This is a genomic window from Enterobacter sp. 61D5 (assembly GCF_034107965.1).
Lineage (GTDB): Bacteria > Pseudomonadota > Gammaproteobacteria > Enterobacterales > Enterobacteriaceae > Enterobacter > Enterobacter cloacae_M.
Genome location: NZ_JAWNFK010000010.1, coordinates 42,915 through 69,293, shown reverse-complemented (window position 1 = coordinate 69,293; position 26,379 = coordinate 42,915). Strand labels below are relative to the sequence as shown.

Below are 26,379 nucleotides of genomic sequence, written 5' to 3'. Positions count from 1 at the left end.
TGTTCACTCTCCTCGGGCGTGGTTAATCCGCCCGGCGATATCCCGCATAACTTCTCGCGCTGACTGGCTGACGCCGCCAAGCTGAAAGAAGCCATGGATGACGCCCAGCCAGCGCTGAGCAGTACATTTCACACCCTGCTCAGTCAGATGCTGATACAACATTTCTCCCTCATCGCACAGCGGATCGTACTCTGCGGTAATGATGTGCACTGGCGGGAGTCCGTAAAAATCATCGCGCCACAGCGGGCTGGTTTCCGGATGCTGGCGGTCAGTCTCTGCGAGATACATTTCATACCCGCTGAGCAGGGTATCGCGGGTGATAATATAATCCGTGCCATTAAGGGCGTAGCTTTCAAAACTGGCCGTGGCGTCGAGCATGGGATAGATAAGAATAAGCTGTACAGGTTGCCACAGCTTTTTAACCTTAAGCCTCAGCGCCGTTACCAGCGCCAGATGCCCTCCTGCACTGTCTCCACAGAGGGTGAGCCGGTTCTTATCCACGCCTAATTTGTCCGCATACTGCCAGACCAGATCTGCACCTCTTTCAGCATCGTCATGTGCGGCGGGGAAGGTATGCTCCGGCGCTAACCTGTACTGAACGGCGATCACCCGGCAATTGCCGTAGCAGGCTAACTGACGGAGTTGGTTGTCATGGGTATCAAAGCCGCCGCTGATAAAGCATCCGCCGTGATAGTAGATGGCAGCAGGCAATATTTCAGGGGCATCAAGAGGTGAAAATATCCGAATGGTAAGGCCCTCAAGCACTAGCGTCTCCACCTGAACGCGCGTTTCTATCTTCCCGGCAAGCCCCGTGCTGGCAATGTACCCTGCTCGTCGTACCTCAATGGTCTGTCGACGTGAAGAAGGCCGGCCTGCAGCGATAAATCCCTGAACCAGCTGCGCAATACCCTGTTCCAGTGCCATGAAAACTCCCTTTAACTGTATGGATATACAGTTTTATAACCTGGTTTGATTCAAAAGAAAACAAGAATATTGTCGAGGACAAAAAACCGGAAAGCGGCCCGCAAAGGTGAGTCATGTTTTTATTATCTGCTTCAGCCACACCTGTAAAGCGTATGCCTTGCCTGGAAATAATCAGGGATGAAATAGTCAGGGGGGATATGAGTTCTTTGGCGGGCCCTGATATGGGCAGAATACTTATCGGTTTATCTGATGTCGTGATTCTACGGCTGGATAATCTCAAGCACGAAAGACTTTTCGGGCATTACTGGAGTCGTTTCATCTTACCAACTATAGGCCGGGCAAGCTTACGCCGCCCGGCACTCTCAGAGGAAATTACTCCCCTTCACCCGGGAACAGGAACGGGTTGATCGAGCTGCGGGCAAAGCCCTCCTGCTCCATCTTCGCGTCCAGAATCAGCGAGGCGAGATCGTCGGCCACGGCTTCGACTTTCGGGTCTTTTTCCTGATACAGAATTTTCAGGTAAGTGCCGCAGTCGCCGCAGCTTTCGGCTTTCACCGCCGCTTCTTCATTTTCCAGCGACCAGTAGTTCAGATCGCGGGTCTGCTCGCAGTTGCTGCACTTGATGCGCACCACGTGCCACTCGGTTTCACACAGGTTGCAGTGCAGGTAGCGCAGCCCCTGAGTCGTGCCGATTTGCACCATGCTCGATACCGGCATGGAGCCGCAGACCGGGCAGAACTGGCGCGCCTCGCCGTATTCGGCGCGTGCTTTACCGGGGATCAGGCTTGCCATTTGCGCCCAGTAGAGCGACAGCGCAGCCCAGATAAACGGCGCTTTATCGCTGCTGACCAGAGCGAAGTCGGAGGCAAACAGCGCGCTCGCCATCTCTTCCAGCTCCAGGTCAGAGGCTTTTTCCAGATTCTCAATGACCGCCAGCGCGGTACCGCTCATCTCCGGCTTCAGCTCGGCAATCAGCGAATGGAGCAGTTTTTGCCAGTGCTTGTCGCGCGGCAGGACGTGAATGTCCAGCGGCGGCTTGCCCTGCGCGTTGGCTTCTTTGATGCGCGCGGTCAGATCCATTTGCAGCGGGTGGTCGTACAGCACCACTTCCTGCGCGTGGGCAACCAGCGCGGCAAAGCGCAGAAAATCACCCAGCGGGTTGTTCTCTGCCAGCTCGCGCAGACGCTCTGCGCGGCGGTTGTAGAGGTTCTTGAGTCTGGGGAATAACAACGGCGGAATATAATCCGCCGTGCGTTTCTCGCTCGACCCCAGCTCATCTTGCGGGATTATGCGAATACTCATTCAGATGACTTTTCCTGTTTCTGGCGGACTTCACGGTACCAGCGTGGGTGATGTTTCTTCGCCCACGTGCTGGTTACCCATCCTTCCACCATCGCGGTAATGGTGCCTTTCACCCAAAGGGCGGCGTAGATATGCACCATGATAACCACAATTAACGCCACTGCGGCAAATGAATGCAGCATCAGCGCAAATCGGATCACCGGGATTGAGAAAGCAGGCGCAAAGTACGGACGCCAGATGATCACGCCGCTCACCAGCAACAGGACCAGGAAGATAATCGCCGCCCAGAATACGCATTTCTGGCCGAAGTTATAACGCCCGGTATCACCCACTTCCTCGTTGACGACGATCTTACGAATATTCTTCGCCCAAAAGATATCATCCCGATTGATTAGGTTATGGTGCCAGTAGCGGAAAAACATGATGATAAACGAGGCAAACATCACCACTCCCACGAACGGGTGAAGGATGCGCGCCAGCTGTGGCGTACCCAGTACCTGCATCAGCCAGTTGAAGGACGGGAAGAAGAACCCCAGCCCGCTTATCGCCGCCAGCATGAAGCAGAAGGCGGTGACCCAGTGGTTGATGCGTTCCGGCGCGGTGTAGCGCACGATGGTGTCACGTTTTCTCATTTGCGCACCTCGTCTTTCTCTTCATGCAGGTTGTCGTCTTCCTCTTCCGCGCGGTTCGGACCAACGCCGACGTAGTGGAAGATGCTCGCTGCGAAGGTGGCAGCAAAACCGACCGCTGCCAGCGGTTTCCAGATGCCTTTCCAGAACTTCACGGTGGCGCTGATTTCCGGGTTCTCCGGCAGGCCGTGATACAGGTTCGGCTTGTCGGCGTGGTGCAGCACGTACATCACGTGCGTACCGCCAACTCCGGCCGGATCGTACAGGCCCGCGTTGTCGTAACCACGGGTTTTCAGCTCGCCCACGCGCTCTGCCGCCAGCGTTTTCATATCCTCTTTGGAGCCAAAGTGGATAGCGCCGGTTGGGCAGGTCTTCACGCACGCTGGCTCCTGGCCGACGGTGACGCGGTCTACGCACAGCGTGCATTTGTAGACGCGGTTGTCTTCCGGGTTCAGGCGCGGTACGTCGAACGGGCAGCCCGCGATGCAGTAGCCGCAGCCGATGCACTGTTCGGACTGGAAGTCGACGATACCGTTGGCATACTGAATGATAGCCCCTTCTGACGGACATGCCTTCAGGCAGCCAGGATCCGCACAGTGCATACAGCCGTCTTTGCGGATAAGCCATTCCAGTTTGTCGTTCTGCTCAACTTCCGAGAAACGCATCACCGTCCAGGATTTGGCGGTCAGGTCCGCCGGGTTGTCATACACCCCGACGTTGTGACCCACTTCGTCACGCAGGTCGTTCCACTCTGAACACGCCACCTGACAGGCTTTACAGCCGATACAGGTGGTTACGTCGATAAGCTTCGCCACTTCCTGCTGGTGGTCCCGCGCCTGTGGCGCGGGCGTGAAACCGTTAGTCGCGGAACGACGGATAATGTCTTGAGATTGATAAGCCATAAGTCGTCTCCGTTACACCTTTTCCACGTTCACGAGGAAGGCCTTAAACTCCGGCGTCTGCGTGTTCGCATCGCCGACGAACGGCGTCAGGGTATTCGCAATGAACCCTTTCTTCGCCACGCCCTCATAGCCCCAGTGGATCGGAATACCGATGGTATCCACCTGCTGACCGTGAACGTTCAGCGTGCGAATACGCTTGGTCACCACCGCCTTGGCCTTGATATAGCCGCGGTTAGAGGAGACCTTCACGGTATCGCCATGGGCAATGCCGAGCTTGCCCGCCAGCTTCTCGCCGATCTCCACAAACTGTTCCGGCTGCGCGATGGCGTTAAGCAGCGCGTGCTTGGTCCAGTAGTGGAAGTGCTCGGTCAGACGGTAGGTGGTGCCCACGTACGGGAACTTGTCCTTTTTACCCAGCGCTTCGAAATCGCCCTTGAAGATACGGGCTGCCGGGTTAGAGACCACGTTCGGGTGCAGCGGGTTGGTACCCAGCGGCGTCTCAAACGGCTCGTAGTGTTCCGGGAACGGACCTTCCGCCATCTTATCGATAGCAAACAGGCGTCCCATCCCTTCAGGCTGCATGATAAACGGCCCAACGTCGCTGCCCGGTGCGGCAGTGCTGTAGTCCGGAATATCCACGCCGCCCCATTTCGCGCCGTCCCACTTCAGAAGCTGACGCTTCGGATCCCACGGGTTGCCCTGAGGGTCAGCGGACGCGCGGTTATAGAGGATGCGGCGGTTGAGCGGCCACGCCCATGCCCAGCCCAGCGTATTGCCGAGGCCCGACGGGTCGGCGTTATCGCGGTTGGCCATCTGGTTGCCTTTTGGCGTCCAGCTACCGGCGAAGATCCAGCAGCCGCTTGACGTGGTGCCGTCATCGCGCAGGTGCGCGAAGGTGCTGAGCTGATCGCCTTTCTTCGCCAGCACGGTACCGGTGGCCGGGTCGATAACGTCCGCCAGCGCCTTACCGTTGCTCTCCATCGCCACTTCTTCCGGCGCTGGGTTTTCCGGCGTCGAGTAGTTCCAGGTCATGTTCAGCACCGGTTCCGGGTTCGCGCCGCCTTCTTCCGCATACATCTTACGCAGGCGTAAGAAGATACCGGCCAGGATCTCGCCGTCGTTCATGGCGATGCCCGGGGCGTCCGCGCCTTTCCAGTGCCACTGCAGCCAGCGTCCGGAGTTGACGATAGAACCGTTCTCTTCCGCGAAGCAGGTTGACGGCAGACGGAACACTTCGGTCTGAATCTTTGACGGATCGACGTCGTTCGATTCACCGTGGTTCTGCCAGAAAGTTGAAGTCTCGGTATTGAGCGGGTCAATCGTCACCAGGAACTTCAGCTTCGACAGAGACTCAACAACCTTGTTCTTGTTCGGGAACGAGGCAACCGGGTTAAAGCCCTGACACAGATAGCCGTTCACTTTGCCCTGATGCATCATCTCGAAATACTGCAGAACGTCGTAACCCTTGTCCCACTTCGGCAGCCAGTCAAAGCCCCAGCTGTTTTCAGCCGTCGCTTTGTCGCCGAAGAAGGCTTTCATCATTGAGACGAAGAACTTCGGATAGTTGCCCCAGTAGTTTACCTGGCCTTCGAGCAGCGGTTTAGGCGTGCTGGCCGTCAGGTAGGTTTGCAGATCGGTCTGTTTCTCGCTTGGCAGGTTCATGTAACCCGGCAGGCTTTGAGACAGCAGGCCGAGGTCGGTCAGACCCTGAATGTTGGAGTGACCGCGCAGGGCGTTCACGCCGCCGCCTGCCATCCCCATGTTGCCGAGCAGGAGCTGAACCATCGCCATGGTACGGATGTTCTGCGCGCCGATGGAGTGCTGCGTCCAGCCGAGGGCGTACAGGAACGACGCGGTTTTGTCCTTCGCGCTGGTCTCGGCGATAAGCTCGCACACCTTCAGGAAGTCTGCCTTCGGCGTACCGCAGATATTCTCAACCACCTCCGGCGTATAGCGGGAAACGTGCTCTTTCAGCAGGTTCCACACGCAGCGCGGGTGTTGCAGGGTGGTGTCGCGCTTCGCAAAGCCTTTCTCATCCAGCTCGTAGTTCCAGCTGGTTTTGTCGTATTTGCGTTTTTCGGCGTCGTAACCGCTGAACAGGCCATCTTCGAAGTGGTAATCCTCACGCACGATCAGGCTGGCGTTGGTATAGGCTTCGGTGTATTCGCGGTTATATTTTTCGTTGGTCATCAGGTACAGCAATACGCCTGACAGGAAAGTAATGTCAGTACCTGAACGAATAGGTGTGTAGAAATCCGCCACTGACGCAGTACGCGTAAAGCGGGGATCGATCACAATCAGTTTCGCACCGTTGTGGATTTTGGCTTCCATCGCCCAGCGGAACCCGACAGGGTGCGCTTCAGCGGCGTTACCGCCCATCACCACAATGAGGTTGGCGTTTTTGATGTCGACCCAGTGGTTGGTCATCGCACCGCGACCAAATGTTGGAGCAAGACTTGCTACCGTTGGTCCGTGTCAGACTCGCGCCTGGTTGTCGACCGCGAGCATACCGAGTGCGCGCGTAAATTTCTGGGTTAAATAACCTGTTTCGTTGCTGGAAGCAGAGGCACACAGCATCCCGGTGGAGAGCCAGCGGTTGACCGTAACGCCGTCGGCGTTCTTCTCAACAAAGTTGGCATCGCGGTCTTCTTTAATGTGTTTTGCGATGCGGTCGAACGCCTCTTCCCAGCTGATTTGCTGCCATTTATCGGAGCCAGGCGCGCGATATTCCGGGAACTTGAGGCGGCTTTCGGAGTGGATAAAGTCCACCAGACCGGCCCCTTTCGGGCACAATGCGCCGCGGTTGACCGGATGATCCGGGTCGCCTTCGATATGGAAAATAGACGCTTTGGCGTTTTTAGCACCGTCGCCGAGGCTATACATCAACAGCCCGCAACCGACAGAGCAGTACGTACAGGTATTACGGGTTTCACGGGTGCGCAGCAGTTTATACTGCCGCGTTTCCGCCAGCGCTACGCCGGGCGCAAAGCCCAGTGCCGCTGCCGTGGTGCCTGCCATACCGCCAGCGCAGATCTTAAAGAACTGCCTTCTGCTGACCTGCATGGGTCACTCCTTGTTTCGACATTGCTTACATATGTAGTTTTAACTTCGCGGTTGAGAATTGACCGCAAAGGAGAAAAATTTGCGTTAATCCCTCAATTCCACGAGGGATATCATCAGAATACCACAATGTCGGTACAGCTGTTCTAATGGCGTTAATACAAAGTGAACGTATTATCACCCTGCTGACTATAAAATGTGATATTAATCACATTATTAACCCCGCATGTTAAAGGGGTGTAGCATGCGTTTTGTTGTACCTCTCACAAGTGAGTAGGTAAACTTGATGCTGAAAAGTTGATCCATACTATGCGTAAGCCCTGTTGTTTGTGATGCAATAGCAGGCTCACCTCCGTGGTTGTTCAGGAATACCGCTGTGTCTAAACAAAACCGTGCTCCCCACTCGTCACCCCTGCCTGCGGGCATTGTGGAACTGTCGGTACACAGACCGCCCCACATTACCCATGCCACGCCGGATTTTCTGGCGGAAGAGGTGCCCGTTGCGCTCGTTTACAACGGCATCTCCCATGTGGTGATGATGGCTTCGCCGAAAGATCTCGAGCTATTCGCCATCGGTTTTTCCCTCTCGGAAGGCATCATTGACCATCCGCAGGAGATCTACGGCATGGACGTGGTGCAGGCGTGCAACGGCCTTGAAGTGCAAATCGAACTCTCCAGCCGCCGCTTTATGGGGCTGAAAGAGCGCCGCCGCGCGCTGGCCGGGCGTACCGGCTGCGGCGTGTGTGGCGTTGAGCAGCTCAATGATATTGGCAAACCCGTTGCGCCACTGCCGTTTACTCAGACCTTTAATCTGGCTCACCTCGACCATGCGCTCGAGCACCTGAACGATGTACAGCCCGTCGGCCAGCTTAGCGGCTGCACGCACGCGGCGGCATGGGTGTTGCCGTCGGGGGATATTGCCGGCGGACATGAGGACGTTGGTCGCCACGTGGCGCTGGATAAGCTGCTCGGTCGCCGGGCGCGTGAAAGTGACGTCTGGAAGCAGGGGGCGGCGCTCGTTTCCAGCCGCGCCAGCTATGAGATGGTGCAAAAATCCGCGATGTGCGGTGTGGAAATTCTGTTTGCGGTCTCAGCCGCAACGACGCTGGCGGTGGAGGTGGCGGAGCGCTGCAACCTGACGCTGGTGGGCTTCTGCAAGCCGGGAAGGGCGACCGTTTATACCCATCCACAGCGGTTAATAGTCAATCAATAATTTTGAATGATAATAGCAAATCCTTCCGCTTTTAGTTGTTCATGATGAGGTCTAGTATTTATCTCATCAAGGCACGGTGCCTTACCTAAACAACTTAATGAAAGGGTTTATATTATGAAAAGCATCAAAACTTTTGTCGCTGTAATCGCTCTGGCTACTTCTTTCGGTTCTTTCGCTGCACAGACCGTGACCGCAACCGCCTCTACCATTGATGGCGCAGAAGCTAAAATCGCGGCTCAGGCTCAGGATGCTGGCGCATCATCTTACAAAATTACCCAGGCGTTCTCAGGTAACCGCGTACACATGACTGCTGAACTGACTAAATAAGCCGTCACACCGTCGAAAGAGCGCCCCCGGGGCGCTTTTTTAGCTTATGCCCGCCACGCGCAGCAGCGCGGTTACCACCGCCGCCGCTACGATCACCACAATTAACGGCATCTTCCGCCAGGCCAGAAACACCGCAAACGCCACGCCCAGCACGCGCGCCATACCGGCAAAGTGGTCACCTTCATAAAACGTGGTCGCCAGCGCCACGGAAAACAGCAATACCGTTGCCGCATCTGACAGCAGCGCCTGTGAACGCTCTGACAATGCCAGCCTGCTGCCCAGTTTCGCCCCGCCAAGACGCATCAGATACGTGCCCGCAGACAAAATGGCGATGCCGAGAATAAAAAACGTCATATTTCCCATTATTTTTTCCTCGCAGCGAGACCCAGTAAGGAAAGCAGCACCGGTAATCCCACCGGGGCAAACGGCACGGCGGCCAGCGACACAACGGCACCGCTGCAGGCGCGGATGAGCGTGGTACGGTTTTTAAACGCGGGAACCACCAGCGCCAGCAATATGGCCGGGAATACCGCATCCAGCCCGATGGTTTCCGGGTCCGGCAGCAGTTTGCCGACCATGGCGCCCAGCAGGGCCCCCAGCGGCCAGACAATCGCCACGCCTAAACCACATAACCAGTACGCCGCTTTGCGCTGTTCGGGCGTTTTTTGCGACAGGCCAAAGACCACGCTTTCGTCGTTCATGATGTGGCAGCCCAAAAGGCTCAGGCCACGTTTGCCCACCAGTTCACGCACCGTCACGCCAAACGGCACGTGTCGCGCGTTGACCAGCAACCCCGCGGCCGCAGCCGCCAGCGGGTTACCGCCGCTTGCCACAATGCCGATAAACATAAACTCTGACGCGCCCGCGAGTACGGTGATGGAGAGTACAAACGGTACCCAGACCGGGAAACCGTAGGCCATCGCCAGGGAGCCGTATGACATCCCGACCACGCCGACCGCGAGGCAGACCAGGATGATTGCTTTTATGGTGTCGCCTTTCAGGCAAGAGAGATGATGCTTCATACATTTTTAGCCATATCGAACGTGTATCCATTATAATGAACGCAACAGAAGTGTTTTTCAAGATGAACGATTCGTTCGATTTATAGAACAAAGGGGCCGTTTTATGACGCAGCCAATCAGCGTAATCGCCAAAAGCCTGGTGCGAGAACGCCTGCGAACCGGACTTTCACTGGCGGAAATTGCTCGCCGCGCCGGGATCGCCAAATCCACGCTTTCTCAGCTTGAGTCCGGCAACGGTAACCCGAGCCTGGAAACGCTGTGGTCGCTTTGCGTGGCGCTGGATATCCCCTTCGCTCGCCTGCTCGAACCACAGCAGCCTACCACTCAGGTGATCCGTCGCGGTGAAGGGACGAAGGTCGTTGCCGGACAGGCTAATTATGAAGCCATTTTGCTGGCGGCGTGTCCGCCCGGCGCGCGCCGCGATGTCTATCTTCTGATGACCCAGCCGGGTGCCGATCGCCTCTCCCAACCGCATTCACCGGGTTCGGTCGAACATATTATCGTGACGCAGGGACGGGCGCTGGTCGGCCTGCTTGACGCGCCGGAAGAGCTCTGCGCAGGGGATTACATCTGCTACCCGGCCGATCGACCGCATATCTTTAAGGCCCTGGAGCCAGACACGCACGCGCTGCTGGTGGCGGAACAAAACTAACCCGAGAATGCTGCCATCATTGCGGCAGCATCTTCCGTTAACCTCCTGAGTGAATTACCCATTTTGGCTTTTGTCAGAATGCGAATAACCTTATAAAAACTACGGCATTGATAATCATTTTCAATATCATTTAATTAACTATAATGAACCAACTGCTTACGCGGCATTAACAGCTGTGCCGCCCGACAATAATGGAGAGGATTATGAGTTATACACTGCCATCCCTGCCGTATGCCTACGACGCACTGGAACCGCATTTCGACAAGCAGACGATGGAAATCCATCACACTAAACACCACCAGACCTATGTGAACAACGCGAACGCCGCGCTGGAAAGCCTGCCAGAGTTCGCTAACCTGTCTGCTGAAGAGCTGATCACCAAGCTGGACCAGCTGCCAGCGGACAAGAAAACCGTTCTGCGTAACAACGCTGGCGGCCACGCTAACCACAGCCTGTTCTGGAAAGGCCTGAAGACCGGTACCACCCTGCAGGGCGACCTGAAAGCGGCTATCGAGCGCGACTTCGGTTCCGTTGACAACTTCAAAGCGGAATTCGAAAAAGCCGCTGCAACCCGTTTCGGCTCTGGCTGGGCGTGGCTGGTTCTGAAAGGTGACAAACTGGCGGTGGTTTCTACTGCTAACCAGGACTCCCCGCTGATGGGTGAAGCAATCTCTGGCGCATCCGGCTTCCCAATCCTGGGCCTGGACGTGTGGGAACACGCTTACTACCTGAAATTCCAGAACCGTCGCCCGGACTACATCAAAGCCTTTTGGGACGTGGTGAACTGGGACGAAGCAGCAGCGCGTTTCGCCGCTAAAAAATAAGGTTGCATAGACGCCTGTGAGAAGCGAGTCTTATGACTCGCTTTTTTTGTATCTGCGTAATGGAGGCAGCAATGCATTACCCGGTGAACGTGTTTACAGGCAAGGTAAAGGAGTACGACGGCAGCCGCCCGAGTGCCATCGCCAAAATTCAGGTCGACGGTGAGCTGACGTTAACCGACCTCGGGCTTGCGGGTGACGAGCAGGCCGAAAAGAAAATCCACGGCGGGCCCGATCGCGCGCTGTGCCACTACCCGCGTGAACACTATCAGCACTGGAAAACCGAATTCCCCGAGCAGGCGGACCTCTTCGTCGCCCCCGCGTTTGGCGAGAATCTCTCCACCGAAGGGCTCATCGAAAAGAATGTGTTTATCGGTGATATCTACCGCTGGGGCGATGCCCTGATTCAGGTGACGCAGCCGCGCTCGCCGTGCTTCAAGCTCAACTACCACTTCGGTATTCAGGATATGTCGGCCCAGTTGCAAAAAGCGGGTAAAACCGGCTGGCTGTATCGTGTGGTGCAGGCGGGGCAGGTTTCAGCGGACGCGCCGCTTGAGCTGGCGTCGCGCCTGAGCGATGTGTCTGTTTATGACGCCTGCGCCATTGCCTGGCATATGCCGTTTGACGACGAACAGTATCATCGCCTGCTGTCGGCCGCGGGGTTATCGACCAGCTGGACGAGAACGATGCAGAAGCGGCGTTTAAGCAGCAAGATCGAGGATAATTCGCGGAGATTGTGGGGGAAATAGTCCTCCGCAGAAAGTAGGCCGGGTAAGGCGAAGCCGCCACCCGGCACTAACAGCTACGAACGCTTATACAGCGGTAGCCACAGCGTTAACCGTAGTCCACCCAGCGGGCTGTCGTCGGCTTTCACCCAGCCGCGGTGCTGCTGCATGGCGGTTTCAACAATCGCCAGACCCAGTCCCGTGCCGCCCGATTCCCGGTCGCGCGCCTCATCGGTACGATAGAACGGACGGAAAATCTGCTCGCGGTCTTCCGGGCTCACGCCAGGGCCGTCGTCATCGACAATGACGGTGATCCCGTCTTTATCCACCGAGAACGCCACCTCAATCTTCGTATGCGAGTAGCGCAGGGCGTTACGAACGATGTTCTCCAGCGCGCTTTCCAGCGTGTTGGGGTTACCGTACAGCGGCCACGGGCCCGGCGGGAAGTTGACGGTGAAGGATTTACCCATCTGTTCCGCTTCGAACGCCGCGTTGTCCAGCACCTCGTGCCAGAGGTGATTCGCTTTCACCGTTTCGCTGACCAGCGCGTTTTTCTGCTGATTGCGCGACATGACCAGCAGGTCGTTGATCATGCTGTCCAGGCGGTGCGCTTCTGTTTCAATACGCTCGAGCTCTTTGCTCTCACCGCTGCGGCGGCGCAGCAGCGCAGTGCCAAGCTGCAAGCGCGTAAGCGGGGTACGCAGCTCGTGCGAAATATCCGACAGCAGACGTTGCTGAGCGGTCATCATGCGGTCGAGCGCGCTAACCATCTGGTTAAAACTGGTTCCGGCGGCAAGGAACTCCTGCGGACCTGCTTCCAGTTCAGGGTGCTGTCGCAGGTTACCCTGTGCCACTTCATCGGCGGCATTCTTCAGCTTACGCGCCGGTTTTGCCAGGCTCCACGCCAGCCATAACAGCAGCGGCGAGCTGACCAGCATGGTGACAATCAGCAGCAGGAGAGGGCGGTCAAACAGCAGGTTGATAAAATCAGACTGAGAGTTGCTCGCAGGACGGATCAGGTAGAGCTGATAATTATCCTCTCCGTCTCTGACGGAGAAAGGCCCCACCATCTCTACGCGGCCATATTTCTTCTTCTGGGGATGATCGGCATTATCCGCCTGGCCAATGAAGTTGCGGATAATCTGCATTTCATTGCGATCGGCCCCAATCACGCGGCCTTCGCTGGTCACCAGCAGCAGGCGTTGTCCGGGCGGCGCCCACTTGTCGATAGCGCGAAACAGCCTGCGCCACCACATTAAATCGTTCGGCGGATCGTTTGCCAGCTCGGCTTCCACGTGCTGCTCGATCATCACGCCCTGACGTTGCTCGCTGTCGAGAAGCTCCGTCATCTGGCGTGAGTCGAGTTTTGGCAACATCAGTACGAGCATTAAAACCAGTGCCAGCGTCAGCCAGAAGATGGCGAAGATGCGGGCGGTTAAGCTTCCTATCATGAAGCAGAAACCATCAGATAACCGCGACCACGCAGGGTTTTAAACCATGGGTGACCGTCTTTACGCTCCGGCAGCTTACGGCGCAGGTTAGAGATGTGCATGTCGATGGCGCGGTCAAACGGGGTGAGGCGTTTGCCCAGCACTTCCTGGCTTAGATGTTCACGCGAAACCACCTGGCCGAGGTGCTGCGCCAGCAGATACAGCAGGGTGAACTCCGTGCCGGTCAGTTCCAGCGTCTGGCCATCAAAGCTTGCTTCCTGACGGCCCGGGTTCAGGCTCAGGGAATCGACTTCAAGGGTGGGTGAGCTGTTGTCGGTATTTTGCTGCTGCTCGCTCCAGTGGGAACGACGCAGGATAGCGCGAATGCGGGCAACCAGTTCACGGTCGTTAAACGGCTTGGGTAAATAGTCATCCGCGCCCAGCTCAAGGCCGAGTACGCGGTCAAGTTCGCTGCCGCGTGCGGTCAGCATGATTACGGGAGTCTGGTGTGTCTGGCGAAGCTCTTTCAACGTATCAATACCGTTTTTCTTCGGCATCATCACGTCAAGCAAAAGTAAATCGATGCTGTCGTCAAGGAGACTCAGCGCCTGCTCGCCATCATAGGCAACCAGGACGTTGAAACCTTCCATGTCGAGCAGCTCCTTTAAAAGGGATGTGAGCTCTCGGTCATCATCAACTAACAGGATTTTATTCATTGTTTAAATACCTCCGAGGCAGAAATTACGACATCAAGGCTGTCTAATCCATGACTTTACGTTGTTTTACACCCCCTGACGCATGTTTGCAGCCTGAATCGTAGACTGTCTCTCGTTGAATCGCGACACGAAAGATTTTGGGAGCAAGTGATGCGCAAAGTTACCGCTGCCGTCATGGCCTCAACGCTGGCGTTCAGTGCGTTTAGCCAGGCTGCTGAAGCTATCATCAGCGATAACAGTCCCTTACAAGAGGGCGCAACGCAGAACAGCAGCCAAAGCCATATGTTTGACGGCATAAGTTTAACCGAACATCAGCGTCAACAGATGCGAGATCTGATGCAGAGGGCACGACACGACCAGCCCCCTGTTAATGTTAGCGAAATGGAGACAATGCATCGCCTTGTCACCGCAGAAAATTTTGACGAAAGCGCTGTACGCGCTCAGGCCGAAAAAATGGCACAGGAACAGGTTGCCCGCCAGGTAGAGATGGCGAAGGTCCGCAACCAGATGTTCCATCTGCTAACGCCCGAGCAGCAAGCGGTTTTGAATGCCAGACATCAGCAGCGAATGGACCAGCTGCGTGAGGTTGCACGGATGCAGCGAAGCTCAGAAACGACGTTTTTCAGTAGCAATAGCAGTACCCGTAGTAACCAGTAAACCCTGTTTTCCTTGCCATAGACACCATCCCTGTCTTCCCCCACATGATGTGGGGGTTTTTTTTGCCCCGCATCCGCGCTGTTAACCGTTTATTCATCCTTAGACTCCCCATGCTTCCGTTATACTAGCGGCATGACATGACAGGAGCGTTTATGAATCAATCCTATGGAAGACTGGTAAGCCGGGCCGCCATTGCGGCGACCGTCATGGCCTCCAGCCTGTTACTGATTAAAATCTTTGCCTGGTGGTACACCGGCTCGGTCAGTATTCTGGCGGCGCTGGTGGACTCGCTGATGGACATTGCCGCCTCGTTGACCAACCTGCTGGTGGTGCGTTACTCGCTGCAGCCAGCGGATGAAGAGCACACATTTGGACACGGCAAAGCGGAGTCGCTGGCCGCGCTGGCGCAAAGTATGTTCATTTCCGGCTCTGCGCTGTTCCTGTTTTTAACCGGCATCCAGCATCTCGTTTCGCCGACACCGATGAACGATCCCAGCGTGGGCGTAGTTGTGACGATCGTTGCGCTTATATGCACACTTGTTCTGGTAACGTTCCAGCGCTGGGTCGTGCGCAAAACGCAAAGCCAGGCTGTACGGGCGGATATGCTTCATTATCAATCTGATGTTATGATGAATGGGGCTATTCTTATTGCGCTCGGTCTGGCCTGGTATGGCTGGCATCGGGCAGATGCATTGTTTGCGTTAGGAATTGGTATCTATATTTTATATAGCGCCCTGCGGATGGGGTATGAAGCGGTGCAATCACTGCTTGACCGCGCCCTCCCGGACTCAGAACGTAATGAAATTTTTTCTATCGTGACCGCCTGGCCCGGCGTCAGAGGTGCACACGATCTTCGAACGCGGCAGTCAGGGCCGACCCGCTTTATTCAGATTCATATTGAAATGGAAGACAACCTGCCACTGGTACAGGCTCACGTTATTGCTGACCAGGTCGAGCAGGCGATTTTGCAGCGTTTTCCTGGTTCAGACGTCATCATTCACCAGGATCCCTGCTCGGTTGTACCCGGTCACGTTGGGCTTTCGTAATTCGTTGTAAAAAAGTGAGCCAGGCCAGCATTTTGTGTATAAATTACCGCCATTTGGTCTGACCTGAATCAATTCAGCTGGAAGGGATTGATATACTATCTGCAGTATTCGTTGGTCGATAAGTTTCTTCCGGCAACAGATTTCAATTTTGCATTCCTAAGTTCAGAGGTAGTCATGATTAAGAAAATCGGTGTGTTGACAAGCGGCGGTGATGCGCCGGGCATGAACGCGGCAATTCGTGGTGTTGTCCGTGCAGCGCTGACGGAAGGCCTGGAAGTTTTTGGCGTTTATGACGGTTATCTGGGCCTGTATGAAGATCGTATGGTTCAGCTCGACCGTTACAGCGTGTCTGACATGATCAACCGTGGCGGTACTTTCCTCGGTTCTGCGCGCTTCCCGGAATTCCGTGATGAACACGTGCGCGAAGTGGCTATCGAAAACATGAAGAAACGCGGCCTGGATGCCCTGGTGGTTATTGGTGGTGACGGCTCCTATATGGGCGCAAAACGTCTGACCGAAATGGGCTTCCCGTGCATCGGTCTGCCGGGCACCATCGACAACGACATCAAAGGTACTGACTACACTATCGGCTTCTTTACTGCACTGGGTACCGTTGTTGAAGCGATTGACCGTCTGCGTGATACCTCGTCTTCTCACCAGCGTATCTCTATCGTTGAAGTGATGGGCCGTTACTGTGGCGATCTGACGCTGGCGGCAGCCATTGCGGGCGGTTGCGAATTTATCGTCGTGCCAGAAGTCGAATTTAGTCGTGAAGATTTGGTAGCTGAGATTAAAGCGGGCATCGCGAAAGGTAAAAAACACGCGATCGTGGCTATCACCGAGCATATCTGTGACGTTGACGAGCTGGCGAAGTACATCGAAGCCGAAACCAAGCGCGAAACCCGCGCGACCGTGCTGGGTCACATCCAGCGTGGCGGTTCCCCTGGCCCTTACGACCGTATTCTGGCGTCCCGCATGGGCGCGTACGCTATCGATCTGCTGCTGCAGGGTCACGGCGGCCGCTGCGTCGGTATTCAGAACGAAAAACTGGTTCACCATGACATCATCGACGCGATTGAAAACATGAAGCGTCCGTTCAAAGGTGACTGGCTGGACTGCGCGAAAAAACTGTACTGATCCCTCAAGCCCTCTCCGTTGCGGAGAGGGCTTTTATTCCACTACGTTATAGCCAATCTTTTTTTATTCTTTAATCCTCGAATCGCTTTCTGGCACGCTGCATTCATCAAAACACTACACAAGAGAGCTGGGCGATGAATAAATGGGGCGTGGGTTTAACATTATTGCTGGCATCGACCAGCGTTCTGGCTAAGGATATCCAGTTACTGAACGTGTCATACGACCCGACGCGTGAACTGTACGAGCAATACAACAAAGCGTTTGCCGCACACTGGAAGCAGGAAACCGGCGATAACGTGGTGGTTCGCCAGTCGCATGGCGGTTCCGGCAAGCAGGCGACGTCTGTGATTAACGGTATTGAAGCCGACGTGGTGACCCTGGCGCTGGCCTACGACGTCGATGCGATAGCCGAGCGCGGCCGTATCGACAAAAACTGGATCAAACGCCTGCCTGATAACTCCGCACCCTACACCTCGACCATTGTCTTCCTGGTGCGTAAAGGAAACCCGAAACAAATTAAAGACTGGAACGATCTGATCAAACCGGGCGTTTCTGTGATTACTCCGAACCCGAAAAGCTCTGGCGGCGCTCGCTGGAACTACCTGGGCGCCTGGGGTTATGCGCTGCATCACAACAATGGCGACCAGGCCAAAGCGCAGGAATTCGTGAAAGCGCTGTATAAAAACGTCGAGGTGCTGGACTCCGGCGCACGTGGCGCCACTAACACCTTCGTCGAGCGCGGGATTGGCGACGTGCTGATTGCCTGGGAAAACGAAGCTCTGCTGGCGACCCACGAGCTGGGTAAAGACAAGTTCGAGATCGTGACCCCGAGCGAATCGATTCTGGCTGAGCCGACCGTTTCCGTGGTCGATAAAGTGGTTGAGAAGAAAGATACCAAAGCGGTGGCGGAAGCCTACCTGAAGTATCTGTACTCGCCAGAAGGCCAGGAAATTGCGGCGAAAAACTTCTATCGCCCACGCGATGCGGCGGTCGCCAAGAAATACGAAGGGGAGTTCCCAAAACTGAAGCTATTCACTATTGACGATGTGTTCGGCGGCTGGACGAAAGCGCAGAAAGAGCACTTCTCCAACGGTGGCACTTTCGACCAAATTAGCCAGCGCTAACCAGTAGCCTGTGATACGGTGACCCGGCGTGAGAAATCCGCCGGGTTTTTTATTTGGTCATCATTTTGCGTTACTCTTTTGCCTCTATTGAAAACAGGGAACGCGTTGTGAAAAAAATTATCTTATTGCTCCTCATTGTCATCGCCCTTGCCGCTGGCGGCGTGTACTGGATGAAGGCGGGTAATCCGAATGCGTTGCGCCATATCGTTCTCGACCAGTGTGTGCCAAATCAGATCCAGAACCGTAACCCGGCACCCTGTGCGCAGGTGAAAACGGATGCAGGCTATGTGGTATTTAAAGATCGCAACGGGCCGCTGCAATACCTGCTGATGCCAACATATCGCATCAACGGTACCGAGAGCCCGCTGCTGACCGACGCTCATACGCCGAACTTTTTCTGGCTGGCGTGGCAGTCGCGCAGCTTTATGACCCTGAAGCGTGGATCCGAGGTGCCTGACAGCGCCATTTCGCTGACGATTAACTCGCCGACTGGCCGCACGCAGAACTATTTTCATATTCATATCTCCTGCCTGCGCCCGGACGTGCGCGAGAAGCTAAACGCGGCACAGGGAGAAATCAGCACCCAGTGGCTGCCTCTTCCGGGGGGGCTGGAAGGACATGAGTATCTTGCTCGCCGCGTGACGGAGAATGAACTGGTCCAGCGCAGCCCGTTTATGATGCTGGCGGAAGAGTTGCCGGAAGCGCGCGACCATATGGGGCGTTTCGCGCTGGCAATGGCGCAGCAGTCGGATGGCTCTTTTGTTTTGCTGGCGACCGAGCGTAACCTGCTCACGCTTAACCGCGCGTCTGCGGAGGAACTACAGGATCATCAATGCGCTATCCTGAAGTAACCCCACCATAAATCGCGTTTACTCGGGCTGCCTGTCACCGTAGACTTGCTGAAAAATTCTACAGGAGACAGGTATGTCGCTCTGGTTAACGTATCCTCTGCTGCTGCCCTCACTGATTGTTGGCGTCACCATCGTGCTGTGGGCGACGTCGCTATTGCCGGAATTTATCACCGCGCTGCTGTTCTTCACGGCGGCGATGACCGCCAGAATCGCCCCGCCGGAGGTCATCTTCGGCGGTTTTGCCTCGTCTGCTTTCTGGCTGGTATTCAGCGGCTTTGTGCTTGGCGTGGCGATCCGTAAAACCGGACTGGCGGACAGGGCCGCCCGGGCGCTGTCGGCAAAGCTCACCGACTCCTGGGTGTTGATGGTAGCGAGCGTGGTGCTGCTGAGCTACGCGCTGGCGTTTGTGATGCCGTCGAACATGGGACGTATTGCGCTGCTGATGCCGATTGTCGCGGCGATGGCAAAACGCGCCGGTATCGCCGACGGCTCCCGCGCCTGGTTCGGGCTGGCGCTGGCGGTGGGCTTCGGGACTTTCCAGCTTTCGGCGACGATCCTGCCTGCTAACGTCCCTAACCTGGTGATGAGCGGTGCGGCGGAAGGCTCGTACGGCATCCATCTGAACTATGTCCCGTATCTGCTGCTGCACACGCCGGTGCTCGGTATTCTCAAAGGCCTGATCCTGATTGGCCTCATCTGCTGGCTATTTCCCGGCAGCCCAAAACCGCCGAAGGAACAGGCGCCGTCAGAGCCTATGGGGCGGGATGAAAAGCGTCTTGCCTGGCTGCTGGCGGTGGTGCTGGGGATGTGGGTCACGGAGAGCTGGCACGGCGTGGGGCCCGCGTGGACGGGGCTGGCGGCGTCGATCATCGTCATGCTGCCGCGCGTTGGCTTTATCACCGGGGAAGAATTTTCAGCGGGCGTGAACATGCGTACCTGTATTTACGTCGCGGGGATTCTTGGGCTTGCGATCGTCGTGACGCAAACCGGTATCGGAACGACCGCGGGCGAGGCGTTGCTTCGCATTATGCCGCTGGATGCAGACAGACCGTTCACCAGCTTCCTGGCGCTGACCGGTATTACCACGGCGCTCAACTTCATTATGACCGCCAACGGCGTGCCGGCGCTTTACACCACGCTGGCGCAGAACTTCTCGGACGCGACCGGTTTCCCGCTGCTGTCGGTGATCATGATTCAGGTGCTGGGCTATTCCACGCCGCTGCTGCCGTATCAGGCGTCACCGATTGTCGTGGCGATGGGCTTAGGGAAGGTGCCTGCGAAGGCGGGGATGGTGCTCTGTCTGGCGCTGGCGATTGCAACCTATCTGGTGTTGCTGCCGCTGGATTATGTGTGGTTTAGCGTGTTAGGCAAGTTGTAGGGTTTTGTAGGGCGGGTAAGCGCAAGCACCACCCGCCACAAAGGCAATTACGCCTGTTTAGCCGCTTCTGCTGCCTTAACGATCACCGCGAAAGCGTCAGCTTTCAGGGATGCACCGCCAACCAGCGCGCCATCGATGTCTGGCTGGGTGAACAGCTCAGCAGCGTTGGAAGCGTTTACGGAACCGCCGTACTGGATAATCACTTGCTCAGCGACCTTCGCGTCGGCTTTAGCAATGTGGTCACGAATGAATTTGTGAACCGCCTGAGCCTGGGCAGGGGTTGCAGATTTGCCGGTACCGATCGCCCAGACTGGCTCGTATGCGATAACCGCGCCTTCGAACGCTGCCGCGCCCTGGGTTTTCAGCACTGCGTCGATCTGACGTGCGCACACTTCTTCGGTTTTGCCCGCTTCGTTTTCCGCTTCGGTTTCACCGATGCACAAAACCGGGATCAGGCCCTGCTCTTTCAGCACGGCGAATTTCTTCGCGATGAACTCATCGGATTCTTTGTGATAGGTGCGACGCTCGGAGTGGCCGATGATGATGTATTTTGCGCCGATATCTTTCAGCATTTCAGCGGAGGTTTCACCGGTGAACGCGCCAGACAGGTTAACGTCAACGTTCTGCGCGCCCAGAATGATGTGGCTGCCGTCAGCGGCGTGTTTAGCCAGATCCAGGTACATATCCGGCGGAGCGATAGCAACCGCGCAACCCGTCACGCCAGCCAGCTCTTTACGCAGGTTCGCAACCAGTTCGTTTACCATGTGGCGGCTGCCGTTCAGTTTCCAGTTACCCATCACTAAAGGATGTCGCATTTCAATTCTCCACGCTAAATAAGCGAATTAAGGAATATGGCCACCCTGTCGGGCAGCATGGTCTGTGAATCAGTATAGAGATTTTCCCTCGAAAGGCTTTGCTTTTTGTCATTAATTCGCCGCGCCGAGGGTGTCAGATAGTGCCAGCTTAATCGGTTCAATAGCGAAGGTCAGTCCTTTTTCGCCGTTGTCCGCCACAACATAGCGGATCGCGCCTTCGGTCTCAGCGTAGTAACGCTTGTTTTTCCCGGCGGTAAGGAGTTTTTGCAGCTTTTGCTGGCTTTGTTTTTTCGTCAGCGCAGGGGTAAAGGCCTGCAATACCGCGCTCATGTACTCCAGCGCTTTCGCCTTAGCGGCTTTCTGCTCTGGCCCCTGTATCGGCAGCCAGGTGATCTGCATGCTTTTAATTTTTAACGTACCGCGCTCCAGCGCCGTGGAAGCATACAAATTCTCGTTAATCTTGCTTGCCGCACGGGTCAGTGTGGGGGTATCGCGTGAGCCATCAATGGCGCGAAACTCATCCAGCGGCAGCGAGGGGTTGGTCTGATTGAAGGTTTCACGAAACTGGCTGATGGACTGATCGAACGACGGCGCGCCCGCCAAAAGATACGGTGCTGTGGTCGGGGCTGTGGTTTCGGCGGCGTGCAGGGGATAACCCGCGCTGAGCAGCGCTAAACACAGGAAAAGAGAACGTGCCGAACTTTTCATCAACATTGCCCCTGGCCGTAAGTGCTCATGATTAAAACGATATCTGCTCGGCTTGTCAAAAGGTCACAACTCCAGGGTAAAATGCGCGCTATACGATAATAAGGAACCTTACATGACCATACAGCAGTGGCTGTTTTCATTCAAAGGGCGTATTGGACGCCGTGATTTCTGGATCTGGATGGTGACGTGGGTTGTCGCCATGCTGCTTCTGTTTTTCGTTGCTTACAACGCCTGGCTGAGCACGCAAACGGCGGCCTTCGCGCTGGTCTGTCTGCTATGGCCAACGGCGGCGGTTGTCGTAAAACGGCTGCACGATCGCGGACGTTCCGGCGCGTGGGCATTTCTGATTATTCTGGCGTGGATGCTGGTGGCGGGAAACTGGGCGATGCTGCCGTCCATCCTGCCGTGGGTCGTGGGCAGGCTGCTGCCGACGGCCATCTTCGTGATGATGATTGTCGATCTGGGCGCGTTTATTGGCACCCAGAGCGAAAACAAATACGGTAAAGACACCGTTGAGGTGAAATACCGCTGATCACCAGTAGTGTTCGGCGGTCATATGGCCCGGTCGGCGGCGAAGATGTTTCGTCATCTGCCGGGTATCCTTCAGAAGCTGCTGCGTGTCACGCACCATCTGCGGGTTGCCGCACAGCATGACGTGGCTGGTTTCAGCGTTCAGCGGCAAACCCACCGCGTCTTCCAGGGCTCCACTCTCAATTAGCGCCGGCACGCGGCCGGTAAGCGCTCCTGCTACGGTTTCACGGCTGACCACCGTCTGAATCTTTAACTTCCCGCCGTACTGCTGTTCAAGCGCCTGCATCTGCGGCAAATAGCTCAGGTCTGCGGCGTAGCGCGCAGCGTGCACCAGCACGATGTTTTTAAAGCGCTCCAGATCTTTGCCGTACTGCAAAATAGAGAGATAAGGGCCGATGGCCGTACCGGTTGCCAGCATCCAGAGCGTGTTGCAGTCGGGGATCTCTTCGAGCACAAAGAAGCCTGCCGCTTCACTCACAATTTGCACTTCGTCGCCGGGCTTCAGGGCGGCAAGGCGCGGGCTGAGCTTACCGTCAGGAACGGTGACCAGATAGAACTCAAGATCCGGGTTATCAGGCGCGTTAACGTAAGAGTAGGCGCGCTGCACGCGCTCGCCGTCGACGTCCAGCCCCAGCTTCGCAAATTGCCCGGCTTTAAACGGGTGAACGGGAGCATGTACGGTGAGACTAAATAGCGCATCGGTCCAGAACTGTACCTTTGTGACTTTACCTGTTACCCAGTCCGCCATGATCTTCTCCTGTGCTATTTCTCAGTTCTATCTTCCGTACTTGTGGTGATAATTTCCAGCCCGTTAGGGCCGGAAAGCTCTATCGATCAAACGGTTTTACAGAATGTGCGTCTGCACGTCCGGGTCTTTGCGGTCGAGATAGTGGATTGACTGAATGCGGCGAATGGTGCGTGATTTACCGCGGATCAGCAGGGTTTCAGTGGTGGCCATATTGCCCTTGCGGGTGATGCCGTCCAGCAGATCGCCTTTGGTGATGCCGGTCGCCGAGAAGACAACGTTATCGCTACGCGCCATCTCGTCCAGAGCCAGCACTTTATTGGCCTCAATGCCCATCGCTTCGCAGCGCGCCAGCTCGTTTTCCCCGATACGGCGGTTCTCTTCACTGTCGCCTTTCACTTCATGGCGGGGCAGCAGACGGGCCTGCATATCGCCATCCAGCGCGCGGATCACCGCCGCAGAGACCACACCTTCCGGCGCGCCGCCGATGCCGTACAGCACGTCGACTTCGCTGTCCGGCATGCAGGTCAGGATCGAGGCGGCAACGTCGCCGTCAGGGATAGCAAACACGCGCACGCCGAGCTTTTGCATCTGCGCAATAGTGGCGTCGTGGCGCGGTTTCGCCAGAATGGTGACGGTGAGTTCGCTAAGGGGTTTGCCCAGGGCTTTGGCGATGTTTTGCAGGTTCTCTTCCAGCGGCAGGCTAAGGTCGATTGCGCCTTTCGCGCCTGGACCGACAATCAGCTTTTCCATGTACATGTCCGGCGCGTTCAGGAAGCAGCCCTTATCGCCGACGGCCAGCACCGCTAACGCATTGGCCTGACCCATCGCCGTCATGCGGGTGCCTTCGATCGGGTCGACGGCGATATCCACGGCATCGCCTTTGCCGGTACCGACTTTTTCACCGATATAGAGCATCGGCGCTTCGTCGATCTCGCCTTCGCCGATCACGATGGTGCCGTCAATGTTGACCTGGTTAAGTACTATGCGCATGGCATGGACGGCAGCGCCGTCTGCGGTATTTTTGTCGCCACGGCCCAGCCATTTATAGCCTGCAAGGGCGGCCGCTTCGGTGACGCGGGAAAACTCGATAGCAAGTTCACGTTTCATGAGGTACTCGTGCAATCAAAAGGAATTGCACGAAGTTTATCACAGAGTGGGGAGGGGGGGTTTAAGTCCCCTCTCCCCTTTGGGAGGCTTACTCTTCGTGCTCTTCCCACGCCAGGGCGCGTTTCACCGCTTTTTTCCAGCCGCTGTAGCGGAAGTTACGCTCGGTGGTTTCGATGCCCGGACGGAATTCGCGTTCGATAACCGCTTTTTCCTGCAGCTCGTCCAGGTTCTGCCAGAAGCCTACCGCCAGACCGGCAAGGTACGCCGCGCCCAGCGCCGTGACTTCACGCACTTCAGGGCGCTCAACGCGGGTGCCGAGAATGTCGGACTGGAACTGCATCAGGAAGTTATTCGCTACCGCACCGCCGTCCACGCGCAGGGCGTGCAGACGAATGCCGGAGTCAGCCTGCATCGCTTCCAGCACGTCGCGCGTCTGGTAGGCGATGGATTCCAGGGTAGCGCGAATAATGTGGTTAGAGTTCACACCGCGCGTCAGGCCGAAAATTGCGCCGCGTGCATACGGGTCCCAGTACGGTGCGCCCAGACCGGTGAACGCAGGCACCACGTACACGCCGTTGGTGTCTTTCACTTTGGTCGCGAAGTACTCGGAGTCGAACGCATCGCTGATCAGCTTCATTTCGTCGCGCAGCCACTGAATGGATGCACCCGCCATGAACACCGCACCTTCCAGCGCATAGTTCACTTCGCCGCGCGGACCGCAGGCGATGGTGGTCAGCAGGCCGTTTTCTGATTTCACCGCCTTCTCGCCGGTGTTCATCAGCATAAAGCAGCCGGTGCCGTAGGTGTTCTTCGCCATCCCTTCCTTGACGCACAGCTGGCCGAACAGCGCCGCCTGCTGGTCACCGGCGATACCGGCGATAGGAATACGGGTGCCGCCTTTACCGCCGATGTTGGTCTGACCGTACACTTCTGAAGACTTACGCACTTCAGGCAGCATCGCGCGCGGAATGTCCAGCGCGTCCAGCATCTTGTCATCCCACTCCAGGGTGTTGATGTTGAACAGCATGGTACGCGAGGCGTTGGTGTAGTCGGTGACGTGAACGCGTCCCTGGGTCATCTTCCAGATAAGCCAGGTATCGACGGTACCGAACAGCAGTTCGCCGCGTTTAGCACGCTCACGTGAACCTTCCACGTGGTCGAGGATCCATTTCACTTTGGTGCCGGAGAAATACGGGTCAACCACCAGACCGGTGGCGCTGCGCACGTACTCTTCCATACCGTCGCGCTTCAGCTGTTCGCAGATCTCGGATGTACGGCGGCACTGCCAGACGATAGCGTTGTAAATGGGCTTACCGGTTTCGCGTTCCCAGACAATCGTCGTTTCACGCTGGTTGGTAATACCAATCGCGGCAATCTCGTCGGAACTGATATCGGCTTTCGCCAGCACTTCGACCAGCGTGGAGCTTTGTGACGCCCAAATCTCCATCGGGTCGTGTTCTACCCAGCCTGGACGAGGATAAATTTGCTCAAATTCGCGCTGTGACACGCTGACGATGTTCGCGTCATGATCCATTACGACAGCGCGGGAGCTGGTAGTGCCCTGGTCGAGCGCAACGATATATTTTTTTTCGGTCATGGTATGTGTCCCGTAGTCAGATTACAGCGAAGCTTTTTGTTGTGCGGTAGAAGTCGTTTCCTTCTCCTCTTCCACACAGGTGTCGCACGGTAAGTGGCGACCAATTAATTTGCGGTAGCTAAATGCACCCAGCGCAGCCCCGACAACCGGCGCAAACAGCGGTACCAGGAAGTAAGGAATATCTTTGCCACCGGTGAAGGCGACGTCGCCCCAGCCGGCGATAAAGGCGAAGGCTTTTGGTCCGATATCACGTGCCGGGTTCATCGCGAAGCCGGTCAGCGGGCCCATGGATGCGCCAATCACCGCAATCAGTAAACCAATCAGCAGGGGTGCCAGCGGGCCGCGCGGAATGCCGTTTCCGTCGTCGGTCAGTGCCAGGATAACGCCCATCAGAATAGCGGTAATCACCATTTCAACTGCGAACGCCTGCACAAAATTGATATGCGGGTTAGGGTAGGTTGAGAAGATGCCTGCCAGATCCAGACTTTCGACGCTGCCGCGTACCATATGATGCGTCTGTTCGAAGTCGATGAAAAGATTGTAATAAAGCCCGTAAACTAACGCCGCTGCGCAAAACGCGCCGGCAAACTGAGAAAGAATGAAAGGAACAACTTTGCGTCCGTCAAAGCACGCGAACAGCCACAGTGCGATTGTCACCGCCGGGTTAAGATGTGCACCAGAAACCCCTGCAGTCAGGTAGATGGCCATCGCCACGCCCAGACCCCAGATGATACTGATTTCCCACTGACCAAAACTGGCACCCGCCACTTTCAGTGCAGCAACACAGCCCACTCCGAAGAATATCAACAACCCGGTACCAAGGAACTCGGCAATGCACTGGCCTTTTAAGGTTGATGTCTGACTCATAATCGGAATCCTGAAGAAATTGATGTTTATTGTTAGCATGGCCGCCCGTGACAGCCACGATGCCCTGTAGACATAGTGTTAATTTATCGT

The 26,379-nt window shown here is 56.2% G+C and carries 27 protein-coding genes; 12 read left to right on the top strand and 15 right to left on the bottom strand.

Annotation, left to right across the window (positions count from 1 at the left end; all coding sequences use genetic code 11):
- Nucleotides 1-3: 3 nt before the first annotated feature.
- The 5 genes from UTM25_RS11950 to fdnG form a co-directional block, all read right to left on the bottom strand.
- Nucleotides 4-924: an alpha/beta hydrolase gene (locus UTM25_RS11950; protein WP_194401801.1), complete on the bottom strand. Its 921-nt coding sequence runs from the start codon at nucleotides 922-924 to the stop codon at nucleotides 4-6.
- Nucleotides 925-1,296: 372 nt separating this feature from the next.
- Entirely contained in the window at nucleotides 1,297-2,226 is a 930-nt protein-coding gene (gene fdhE, locus UTM25_RS11945; RefSeq protein WP_023309751.1) for a formate dehydrogenase accessory protein FdhE, read from the bottom strand.
- Entirely contained in the window at nucleotides 2,223-2,858 is a 636-nt protein-coding gene (gene fdoI / locus UTM25_RS11940) for a formate dehydrogenase cytochrome b556 subunit (RefSeq protein ID WP_010436852.1), read from the bottom strand. The genes fdhE and fdoI overlap by 4 nt, the downstream gene beginning before the upstream one ends.
- Nucleotides 2,855-3,757 (bottom strand): formate dehydrogenase subunit beta, encoded by a 903-nt coding sequence (gene fdxH / locus UTM25_RS11935; protein WP_008501831.1) that lies wholly within the window; start codon nucleotides 3,755-3,757, stop codon nucleotides 2,855-2,857. Before fdxH ends, fdoI begins: the two co-directional genes overlap by 4 nt.
- A 12-nt stretch (nucleotides 3,758-3,769) precedes the next feature.
- Nucleotides 3,770-6,820: a formate dehydrogenase-N subunit alpha gene (fdnG, locus tag UTM25_RS11930; RefSeq protein ID WP_094935278.1), complete on the bottom strand. Its 3,051-nt coding sequence runs from the start codon at nucleotides 6,818-6,820 to the stop codon at nucleotides 3,770-3,772.
- Nucleotides 6,821-7,193: 373 nt separating this feature from the next.
- Between fdnG and fdhD the strand changes: the two genes are divergently transcribed.
- Together fdhD and UTM25_RS11920 are read left to right on the top strand one after the other, a co-directional pair.
- Nucleotides 7,194-8,030 carry a formate dehydrogenase accessory sulfurtransferase FdhD gene (gene fdhD / locus UTM25_RS11925; RefSeq protein WP_194401802.1) on the top strand — a complete coding sequence of 279 codons (837 nt, stop codon included), beginning with the start codon at nucleotides 7,194-7,196 and terminating at the stop codon, nucleotides 8,028-8,030.
- Between the two features lie 114 nt (nucleotides 8,031-8,144).
- A complete protein-coding gene (locus UTM25_RS11920) occupies nucleotides 8,145-8,357 on the top strand; it encodes a DUF1471 domain-containing protein (RefSeq protein ID WP_033146958.1) in 213 nt (70 codons plus the stop codon).
- A gap of 39 nt (nucleotides 8,358-8,396) precedes the next feature.
- Here the strand turns inward: UTM25_RS11920 and UTM25_RS11915 are convergent, their stop codons facing one another.
- On the bottom strand, nucleotides 8,397-8,720 hold the full coding sequence (locus UTM25_RS11915) for an AzlD domain-containing protein (protein WP_032662707.1): 324 nt from the start codon (nucleotides 8,718-8,720) through the stop codon (nucleotides 8,397-8,399).
- A complete protein-coding gene (locus UTM25_RS11910; RefSeq protein WP_047646952.1) occupies nucleotides 8,720-9,379 on the bottom strand; it encodes an AzlC family ABC transporter permease in 660 nt (219 codons plus the stop codon). The genes UTM25_RS11915 and UTM25_RS11910 overlap by 1 nt, the downstream gene beginning before the upstream one ends.
- A gap of 103 nt (nucleotides 9,380-9,482) precedes the next feature.
- On the opposite strand from UTM25_RS11910, the gene UTM25_RS11905 reads away from it, so the two are divergent.
- The 3 genes from UTM25_RS11905 to yiiM all read left to right on the top strand — a co-directional run bounded on the left by UTM25_RS11905 (nucleotide 9,483) and on the right by yiiM (nucleotide 11,601).
- On the top strand, nucleotides 9,483-10,031 hold the full coding sequence (locus UTM25_RS11905; protein ID WP_194401803.1) for a helix-turn-helix domain-containing protein: 549 nt from the start codon (nucleotides 9,483-9,485) through the stop codon (nucleotides 10,029-10,031).
- Between the two features lie 203 nt (nucleotides 10,032-10,234).
- Complete coding sequence (gene sodA / locus UTM25_RS11900; RefSeq protein WP_004203668.1) at nucleotides 10,235-10,855, top strand: superoxide dismutase [Mn]; 621 nt, start codon at nucleotides 10,235-10,237, stop codon at nucleotides 10,853-10,855.
- A gap of 71 nt (nucleotides 10,856-10,926) precedes the next feature.
- Nucleotides 10,927-11,601 carry a 6-hydroxyaminopurine reductase gene (gene yiiM / locus UTM25_RS11895; protein WP_194401804.1) on the top strand — a complete coding sequence of 225 codons (675 nt, stop codon included), beginning with the start codon at nucleotides 10,927-10,929 and terminating at the stop codon, nucleotides 11,599-11,601.
- A 53-nt stretch (nucleotides 11,602-11,654) separates the two neighbouring features.
- Here yiiM and cpxA read toward each other — a convergent pair whose 3' ends face one another.
- On the bottom strand, nucleotides 11,655-13,028 hold the full coding sequence (gene cpxA, locus UTM25_RS11890) for an envelope stress sensor histidine kinase CpxA (RefSeq protein ID WP_023309731.1): 1,374 nt from the start codon (nucleotides 13,026-13,028) through the stop codon (nucleotides 11,655-11,657).
- Nucleotides 13,025-13,723 (bottom strand): envelope stress response regulator transcription factor CpxR, encoded by a 699-nt coding sequence (cpxR, locus tag UTM25_RS11885; protein WP_194401805.1) that lies wholly within the window; start codon nucleotides 13,721-13,723, stop codon nucleotides 13,025-13,027. The genes cpxA and cpxR overlap by 4 nt, the downstream gene beginning before the upstream one ends.
- A gap of 150 nt (nucleotides 13,724-13,873) precedes the next feature.
- Between cpxR and cpxP the strand changes: the two genes are divergently transcribed.
- The 6 genes from cpxP (at nucleotide 13,874) to UTM25_RS11855 (ending at nucleotide 19,916) form a co-directional block, all read left to right on the top strand.
- Nucleotides 13,874-14,380, top strand: coding sequence for a cell-envelope stress modulator CpxP (gene cpxP, locus UTM25_RS11880; RefSeq protein WP_032662714.1), 507 nt, complete (start codon nucleotides 13,874-13,876; stop codon nucleotides 14,378-14,380).
- 152 nt (nucleotides 14,381-14,532) lie between these two features.
- Complete coding sequence (fieF, locus tag UTM25_RS11875; protein ID WP_194401806.1) at nucleotides 14,533-15,426, top strand: CDF family cation-efflux transporter FieF; 894 nt, start codon at nucleotides 14,533-14,535, stop codon at nucleotides 15,424-15,426.
- Between the two features lie 174 nt (nucleotides 15,427-15,600).
- Nucleotides 15,601-16,563 carry a 6-phosphofructokinase gene (gene pfkA, locus UTM25_RS11870; protein ID WP_023309696.1) on the top strand — a complete coding sequence of 321 codons (963 nt, stop codon included), beginning with the start codon at nucleotides 15,601-15,603 and terminating at the stop codon, nucleotides 16,561-16,563.
- A gap of 134 nt (nucleotides 16,564-16,697) precedes the next feature.
- Nucleotides 16,698-17,687, top strand: a complete 990-nt coding sequence (locus tag UTM25_RS11865) for a sulfate ABC transporter substrate-binding protein (protein ID WP_023309695.1) — start codon at nucleotides 16,698-16,700, stop codon at nucleotides 17,685-17,687.
- Nucleotides 17,688-17,794: 107 nt separating this feature from the next.
- The gene (locus tag UTM25_RS11860; protein ID WP_194401807.1) at nucleotides 17,795-18,538 is read left to right on the top strand and encodes a CDP-diacylglycerol diphosphatase; all 744 of its coding nucleotides are present in this window, start codon (nucleotides 17,795-17,797) and stop codon (nucleotides 18,536-18,538) included.
- Between the two features lie 73 nt (nucleotides 18,539-18,611).
- On the top strand, nucleotides 18,612-19,916 hold the full coding sequence (locus UTM25_RS11855) for an SLC13 family permease (RefSeq protein ID WP_194401808.1): 1,305 nt from the start codon (nucleotides 18,612-18,614) through the stop codon (nucleotides 19,914-19,916).
- A 47-nt stretch (nucleotides 19,917-19,963) separates the two neighbouring features.
- Here the strand turns inward: UTM25_RS11855 and tpiA are convergent, their stop codons facing one another.
- Complete coding sequence (gene tpiA / locus UTM25_RS11850) at nucleotides 19,964-20,731, bottom strand: triose-phosphate isomerase (RefSeq protein WP_014172206.1); 768 nt, start codon at nucleotides 20,729-20,731, stop codon at nucleotides 19,964-19,966.
- A gap of 111 nt (nucleotides 20,732-20,842) precedes the next feature.
- Complete coding sequence (locus UTM25_RS11845; RefSeq protein ID WP_194401809.1) at nucleotides 20,843-21,439, bottom strand: DUF1454 family protein; 597 nt, start codon at nucleotides 21,437-21,439, stop codon at nucleotides 20,843-20,845.
- Nucleotides 21,440-21,551: 112 nt separating this feature from the next.
- On the opposite strand from UTM25_RS11845, the gene UTM25_RS11840 reads away from it, so the two are divergent.
- Nucleotides 21,552-21,971 (top strand): DUF805 domain-containing protein, encoded by a 420-nt coding sequence (locus tag UTM25_RS11840; protein WP_194401810.1) that lies wholly within the window; start codon nucleotides 21,552-21,554, stop codon nucleotides 21,969-21,971.
- Here the strand turns inward: UTM25_RS11840 and fpr are convergent, their stop codons facing one another.
- From fpr to UTM25_RS11820, 4 genes are all read right to left on the bottom strand, one after another.
- Nucleotides 21,972-22,718: a ferredoxin--NADP(+) reductase gene (gene fpr / locus UTM25_RS11835; RefSeq protein ID WP_194401811.1), complete on the bottom strand. Its 747-nt coding sequence runs from the start codon at nucleotides 22,716-22,718 to the stop codon at nucleotides 21,972-21,974.
- A 96-nt stretch (nucleotides 22,719-22,814) separates the two neighbouring features.
- A complete protein-coding gene (gene glpX, locus UTM25_RS11830) occupies nucleotides 22,815-23,825 on the bottom strand; it encodes a class II fructose-bisphosphatase (protein ID WP_045355537.1) in 1,011 nt (336 codons plus the stop codon).
- An 88-nt stretch (nucleotides 23,826-23,913) separates the two neighbouring features.
- Nucleotides 23,914-25,422, bottom strand: coding sequence for a glycerol kinase GlpK (glpK, locus tag UTM25_RS11825; RefSeq protein WP_023309688.1), 1,509 nt, complete (start codon nucleotides 25,420-25,422; stop codon nucleotides 23,914-23,916).
- A gap of 21 nt (nucleotides 25,423-25,443) precedes the next feature.
- On the bottom strand, nucleotides 25,444-26,289 hold the full coding sequence (locus UTM25_RS11820; RefSeq protein WP_014885705.1) for an MIP/aquaporin family protein: 846 nt from the start codon (nucleotides 26,287-26,289) through the stop codon (nucleotides 25,444-25,446).
- Between the last annotated feature and the right edge of the window lie 90 nt (nucleotides 26,290-26,379).

What these genes read in the sequence shown, in the direction of transcription:
- UTM25_RS11950 (WP_194401801.1), bottom strand. Translation starts at nt 924, where the DNA reads ATGGCACTGGAACAGGGTATTGCGCAGCTGGTTCAGGGATTTATCGCT.
- fdhE (WP_023309751.1), bottom strand. Translation starts at nt 2,226, where the DNA reads ATGAGTATTCGCATAATCCCGCAAGATGAGCTGGGGTCGAGCGAGAAA.
- fdoI (WP_010436852.1), bottom strand. Translation starts at nt 2,858, where the DNA reads ATGAGAAAACGTGACACCATCGTGCGCTACACCGCGCCGGAACGCATC.
- fdxH (WP_008501831.1), bottom strand. Translation starts at nt 3,757, where the DNA reads ATGGCTTATCAATCTCAAGACATTATCCGTCGTTCCGCGACTAACGGT.
- UTM25_RS11920 (WP_033146958.1), top strand. Translation starts at nt 8,145, where the DNA reads ATGAAAAGCATCAAAACTTTTGTCGCTGTAATCGCTCTGGCTACTTCT.
- UTM25_RS11915 (WP_032662707.1), bottom strand. Translation starts at nt 8,720, where the DNA reads ATGGGAAATATGACGTTTTTTATTCTCGGCATCGCCATTTTGTCTGCG.
- UTM25_RS11910 (WP_047646952.1), bottom strand. Translation starts at nt 9,379, where the DNA reads ATGAAGCATCATCTCTCTTGCCTGAAAGGCGACACCATAAAAGCAATC.
- UTM25_RS11905 (WP_194401803.1), top strand. Translation starts at nt 9,483, where the DNA reads ATGACGCAGCCAATCAGCGTAATCGCCAAAAGCCTGGTGCGAGAACGC.
- sodA (WP_004203668.1), top strand. Translation starts at nt 10,235, where the DNA reads ATGAGTTATACACTGCCATCCCTGCCGTATGCCTACGACGCACTGGAA.
- yiiM (WP_194401804.1), top strand. Translation starts at nt 10,927, where the DNA reads ATGCATTACCCGGTGAACGTGTTTACAGGCAAGGTAAAGGAGTACGAC.
- cpxA (WP_023309731.1), bottom strand. Translation starts at nt 13,028, where the DNA reads ATGATAGGAAGCTTAACCGCCCGCATCTTCGCCATCTTCTGGCTGACG.
- cpxR (WP_194401805.1), bottom strand. Translation starts at nt 13,723, where the DNA reads ATGAATAAAATCCTGTTAGTTGATGATGACCGAGAGCTCACATCCCTT.
- cpxP (WP_032662714.1), top strand. Translation starts at nt 13,874, where the DNA reads ATGCGCAAAGTTACCGCTGCCGTCATGGCCTCAACGCTGGCGTTCAGT.
- fieF (WP_194401806.1), top strand. Translation starts at nt 14,533, where the DNA reads ATGAATCAATCCTATGGAAGACTGGTAAGCCGGGCCGCCATTGCGGCG.
- pfkA (WP_023309696.1), top strand. Translation starts at nt 15,601, where the DNA reads ATGATTAAGAAAATCGGTGTGTTGACAAGCGGCGGTGATGCGCCGGGC.
- UTM25_RS11865 (WP_023309695.1), top strand. Translation starts at nt 16,698, where the DNA reads ATGAATAAATGGGGCGTGGGTTTAACATTATTGCTGGCATCGACCAGC.
- UTM25_RS11855 (WP_194401808.1), top strand. Translation starts at nt 18,612, where the DNA reads ATGTCGCTCTGGTTAACGTATCCTCTGCTGCTGCCCTCACTGATTGTT.
- tpiA (WP_014172206.1), bottom strand. Translation starts at nt 20,731, where the DNA reads ATGCGACATCCTTTAGTGATGGGTAACTGGAAACTGAACGGCAGCCGC.
- UTM25_RS11845 (WP_194401809.1), bottom strand. Translation starts at nt 21,439, where the DNA reads ATGAAAAGTTCGGCACGTTCTCTTTTCCTGTGTTTAGCGCTGCTCAGC.
- UTM25_RS11840 (WP_194401810.1), top strand. Translation starts at nt 21,552, where the DNA reads ATGACCATACAGCAGTGGCTGTTTTCATTCAAAGGGCGTATTGGACGC.
- fpr (WP_194401811.1), bottom strand. Translation starts at nt 22,718, where the DNA reads ATGGCGGACTGGGTAACAGGTAAAGTCACAAAGGTACAGTTCTGGACC.
- glpX (WP_045355537.1), bottom strand. Translation starts at nt 23,825, where the DNA reads ATGAAACGTGAACTTGCTATCGAGTTTTCCCGCGTCACCGAAGCGGCC.
- glpK (WP_023309688.1), bottom strand. Translation starts at nt 25,422, where the DNA reads ATGACCGAAAAAAAATATATCGTTGCGCTCGACCAGGGCACTACCAGC.
- UTM25_RS11820 (WP_014885705.1), bottom strand. Translation starts at nt 26,289, where the DNA reads ATGAGTCAGACATCAACCTTAAAAGGCCAGTGCATTGCCGAGTTCCTT.